At 47.1% G+C, this 4,466-nt stretch carries 3 protein-coding genes and 1 pseudogene; 2 read left to right on the forward strand and 2 right to left on the reverse strand.

Features of this window, described 5'->3' with window-relative positions; genetic code table 11:
* Positions 1-503: 503 nt before the first annotated feature.
* Positions 504-1,181 carry an isochorismatase family protein gene (locus tag H6G00_RS03355; RefSeq protein WP_190795630.1) on the reverse strand — a complete coding sequence of 226 codons (678 nt, stop codon included), beginning with the start codon at positions 1,179-1,181 and terminating at the stop codon, positions 504-506.
* A gap of 115 nt (positions 1,182-1,296) precedes the next feature.
* Between H6G00_RS03355 and H6G00_RS03360 the strand changes: the two genes are divergently transcribed.
* On the forward strand, positions 1,297-2,187 hold the full coding sequence (locus H6G00_RS03360; RefSeq protein ID WP_190795631.1) for an AraC family transcriptional regulator: 891 nt from the start codon (positions 1,297-1,299) through the stop codon (positions 2,185-2,187).
* Positions 2,188-3,172: 985 nt separating this feature from the next.
* Here the strand turns inward: H6G00_RS03360 and H6G00_RS03365 are convergent.
* Positions 3,173-4,102 carry a LysR family transcriptional regulator gene (locus tag H6G00_RS03365; RefSeq protein ID WP_190795632.1) on the reverse strand — a complete coding sequence of 310 codons (930 nt, stop codon included), beginning with the start codon at positions 4,100-4,102 and terminating at the stop codon, positions 3,173-3,175.
* Between the two features lie 164 nt (positions 4,103-4,266).
* Between H6G00_RS03365 and H6G00_RS36510 the strand changes: the two are divergent.
* A pseudogene (locus H6G00_RS36510) lies at positions 4,267-4,356 on the forward strand (short-chain dehydrogenase); the annotation flags it as partial.
* Between the last annotated feature and the right edge of the window lie 110 nt (positions 4,357-4,466).

Consider the following 4,466-nt stretch of genomic DNA (forward strand, 5'->3'; position numbering starts at 1 on the left):
ACGAATGCTAACTCTACTTTGCCTACCTGAACCCTGGTGAAAGCCCAGTGCTACTAGATGAACTCAACATCACCACCTCTGGCTCCTGATATTCCGGTCAGTATGAGGCTCTCAGTGAGCCTTGAAATGGTGTCTCAGGAGCGAGCGCCAAGTCGGATAGCGGGAGATTGAGATAGGGCGATCGCTGGCAGCAGACCCAAGACGATTAGTCACTTCAATTTGTAACCACCTCGGAATTAGTCGCCTAACTTACTACCGCTACATCAATCCTGATCTGAACAACATTGCCGAAGATGAACATTGAGTGCGTGCGTGTAGTACGGTCTAAAGCCTTACTCTGCTGAAAGCGAGGACAAGCAACACTGCCGAGTTAGGGTCATTTCTGGCAATGATGTTAACTGCTAACGACCAAGTTGAGCGGCAGTAGACAGATTTGGTATTCCCACCAAGATCTCTCAACTGGCCGCTCCATCAACTTGTTATGCTGCTCCTACTGGAACATCTTATATTGCTGCTTTCCTTGCTTCGTTCAGCTGCGATTGTACGAGATCTGCTGTTTTAGCGGTTGCGATATAGTTACTCCAAGCACCGTGATAGCTACCTGTATGCTCAGCCAGTAAGTCAGCAATGTGAAACCCGTTTCTGACCGTGTTGTTGGCAAGTTCAGCTAACACCGGAACCCAAGTCGTTACCACTACACCCGCAGCAGACATTCGCATCATCGCAGCCTGTTGATTCAATTCGTCAAAGGTTGAAGAAGCATCCATTACTGCATAGACATCATAACCTCTTTGAACACCGTAAGTTGCAGCAAAAGCTAGACAAGTTGTGGTGTCTAGCGCAGCGATGATCAACTTCTTACGATTCATCTTTTCGACTGCTTCAGCAGAAGGGGAATGATCCCAAAACTTCACGGTATCGCGCTCCATAATTTCGTGATCAGGGAATAGTTCAACCAACTCTGGCATGGTTGGTCCGTTAGGACCCTGGGGCCAACTAGTGGTCAACAGCGTTGGCAAGTTAAAACGCTTAGCAACCTTTGCAAGCGCAATAATGTTGTTTTTCAGTTTCAGCGGCTCAACTGAGGGAAGAAATTGGAAAAGACCCACCTGATGGTCAATCAGGAGCATTGCAGCGTTATCGGGTGTCAATGACTCCGCGAAAGCATTACGACTTGTCATACTGGTTATCATTTGGTGGATGAAAGTACGCCAAATCAGAATTTACCGTTGAACCAGATCTCTGTCTTTTAAAAAAGTATGCTGGTGAGCAGTGAGATTTTGTAAATGACTCGTTATGTCAACTTCCAATCTTGTCTCGATTCGACAATTCATCCATCAAGTTCCCTACGCTCCAACTCAAAACAGCGAAGTGGCAGGTTGGCAAGACATTATCTTGCTAAAGCACTCACTTCCACCTGGTGAAGTCAATGTTCCTGGGCTAGCTGAGAACCTTCTGTTTATGAGTTTATTGCCTAAGATTCAGTACGAAAACCTGAATGATCAGCGTCTCAAGCAAAGGGTTTTGCGTCAAGGTGATATTGCAATTACACCCGCAGGTTATTCACAGCAATGGCGATGGCTCAGCCCTTTTGCTGCGGCAAATTTATTTATTCCGTCTCTATTGATCAAAGAAATCAGTAAGGATCTTGTTAAAGGCGATCCAGATTGCGTTTGCTTAATTGAACACAAAGCGACAGCCGTACCTTTTCTATCTGCTTTGGCGACAGAATTGTTGTCTGAGCTAGAAGCAGGTTCACCGCATGGCAAAACCTACATTGATGCTTTGACTCACAGCCTCACTATGTATTTGGTTGTGCATTTCTCAACTGCAAAATTTGAAAAAAGCACAGCGTTGTTAAAGTCTGACCATACTTGTGTCGCTTGTGCAATCGATTTCATTGAATCTCACTTGGGTGAGGACTTGACGTTAGCGGCGATCGCTTCTGCCTGCAACGTGAGCATCAATCGCCTATGTGCCGTTTTCAAGCATTCTACTGGTCAATCAGCTCATCAGTTCGTGATTCAGCAAAGAATCGAGAGAGCTAAGATTTTGCTGAAAACTTCTAAGAAGCCGCTTGTAGAAATTGCTCAAGAGATAGGTTTTTCCAATCAAGCTCACTTCACAACCAGTTTTCGCAAAATTTGTGGAAGCACCCCTAGCCAGTATCGTCAAGATTTCAACTAGCTATCACCCCGTGGAGGGTGCTTAGTCCGCTTGCAATCGCCTCACTCTAAGCCTTACAATACATCCCCACCAATAATCTCATGCTAGCTTGACTCTAAATTCAGATAGATAAGCGTTGCTGTCCTCACTGAAGACTAAGCGGCATAACGTTCGCAATCACCGGACATGATAACCTTTGCTGCCAAACAACCAAATTGAACCGTTCCGGTGCATTGCGGTTTGTGTACGCCCGGCATGGGCGTGAACTTATGAGGTGAAAGTCCTCTGTGGTGGAACCAGCGTTCAAATGCTCGAAAGTATTGGAGCCGAGTAACGACAACCACTAGCCAAGAGCAAGGGCGTTCCTCGCGAGGGAATATCTGAAGGAAGCTGGAGGCAAACCTGTGAGCCGACGAACAGAAACGTCATAGAAGGCTGAGATAGTCCTAGGGCAAGTTGGCACAACACAACGAAGCCCTCTGGTTCAGGGAACACGAGTATTTGACGCGGTTGTGCACCTGACTGTTCACGTTCTTATCCAGGGAGATCTGCTCAAATGGCGGTCTAAGCTTCTACGGGAGTCTGATTGAGGTCTAACTGGAAACGGTTAGGTAGCCACAGAACCCTACGGAATCTTAAACAGCGTGGGAGATGGAAACGTCTCTTATGATTGGGCAGAAGTCAACAGATGCCATAGTAGCCAAACACTCATCGTAATGGGTGAGACTCTGGTGTTGGGCTGAACCTTGAAGAGTAGGGAGGAGCCACAAAGCTCGACGGAGCGATGAACCCGGTTGGGGAGCTAACCTGTCGGCGCTTGAATTGTGTAGCCAGCTCTGGGCATCAATTCTTCGGAGTTGAATGGTCTAAACCTCTTGAAGGAAACGCCCCATGCGGACCCGCTTGTTGGGTGTTGTGGGAGCTGGAGGGGAAAACCCTCCGGCGACCCGATTAGACCATTCATAAAATATGTAAGCCCTCTAAAAAGCCTGCAACTCGCTATCAACTAATGCACTGCGCTCTGTTCAATAATGTTCTGCTGTTTTAGCTTTGCTGTTAGCTCATCCATGAACTCAACAAATACTTTCAATTTGGCAGAGACATAACGCTTCTGTGGATACAAGATAGATATCGGTGAACCTATTGGCGCAAACGCAGACAGAACAGTCCTAAGGTCTCCTCGTGCGATCGCGGGTTGAACCAGAAAGTTATACAGTTGAATCAATCCTCCCCCTGCAATTGCAGTTTCGACTAACGCCTCTGGATGATTAAAGGAGAAACGACCCGATACAGGTGTCTCCACTCTGCGTCCATTGTGCTGAAAGATCCAATCCCGCACTCGCCCGGTTTGGGGCATGACAAAATTTAGGCATTGATGAGATTGCAAGTCGTCGAGAGTTTGAGGCTCTCCATAACGACTTAGGTAAGCTGGAGCCGCACACACCATTAATCGAGCCGTACCTAACGGATGCATCATGAGTTGACTATCGGGACTACTCCCTAAGCGCACAGCTGCATCTAAGCCTGCTTCAATCAAATCTATGTAGCGATCGTTGAACGTAATCTCAAACTTGAGGTCGGGATAGCGTTCAGCCAATTGCGGCAAAGCGGGTGCAATATGAAGCCGCCCAAGTGCCACGCTCAAGTCCAAACGCAAGGTTCCAGTTGGAGCGGAGCGTGCCCGACTCAAAGCAAGCTCCGCTTCTTCTAACTGATTTAGAATTTGTTGGCAATACTCGTAAAACACTTTTCCATCTTCAGTTAAGGAAAGGCTGCGGGTGGTTCGGTTGAGCAAGCGAGACCCCAAGCGTGCCTCTAGTTGTTGCACAGCCCGACTGACCGATGCCGGAGAGGAGCCTAATTGACGAGCGGCTTCAGAAAAGCTGCCGTGTTGAGTGACTCGTGCAAAGAAAACGAGGCTGGTGAGTTGATCCATAACCCTAAAGAAGATTGATTGTTGCAAATTCTGAAAAGGTTATTTGCATAGTAGCTACTTTTTCTCAAGATTTGAAAGAACTAATGTGAAAGAGTGCAGGAGGTTGACAAACCAAGTCAGGCGTAGACCTCTCAAAATTCGCTCTTCAGTTAGGAGTAATCAAGATGAGACTCGCAGATTCAGTTGCGCTGATTACAGGTGCTAATGGCGGTTTGGGTAAAGCGTATGTTGAAGCATTATTAGCAGCAGGAGCCCTCTGTGACAATATGAATGAGACACCTGACCGCTCACAAATTACTGTCTAGTTCAGGTGAACTGCTATGGTTATGCCCTCTTCTTCCTCGTCTACCCCCAATGGTTCTAG

The sequence above is a fragment of the Leptolyngbya sp. FACHB-541 genome (assembly GCF_014695875.1).
In the GTDB taxonomy this organism is placed as follows: domain Bacteria; phylum Cyanobacteriota; class Cyanobacteriia; order Elainellales; family Elainellaceae; genus JAAUTN01.

Coding starts and splice junctions, on each gene's coding strand:
- H6G00_RS03355 (WP_190795630.1), bottom strand. CDS start 1,181: ATGACAAGTCGTAATGCTTTCGCGGAGTCATTGACACCCGATAACGCT.
- H6G00_RS03360 (WP_190795631.1), top strand. CDS start 1,297: ATGTCAACTTCCAATCTTGTCTCGATTCGACAATTCATCCATCAAGTT.
- H6G00_RS03365 (WP_190795632.1), bottom strand. CDS start 4,102: ATGGATCAACTCACCAGCCTCGTTTTCTTTGCACGAGTCACTCAACAC.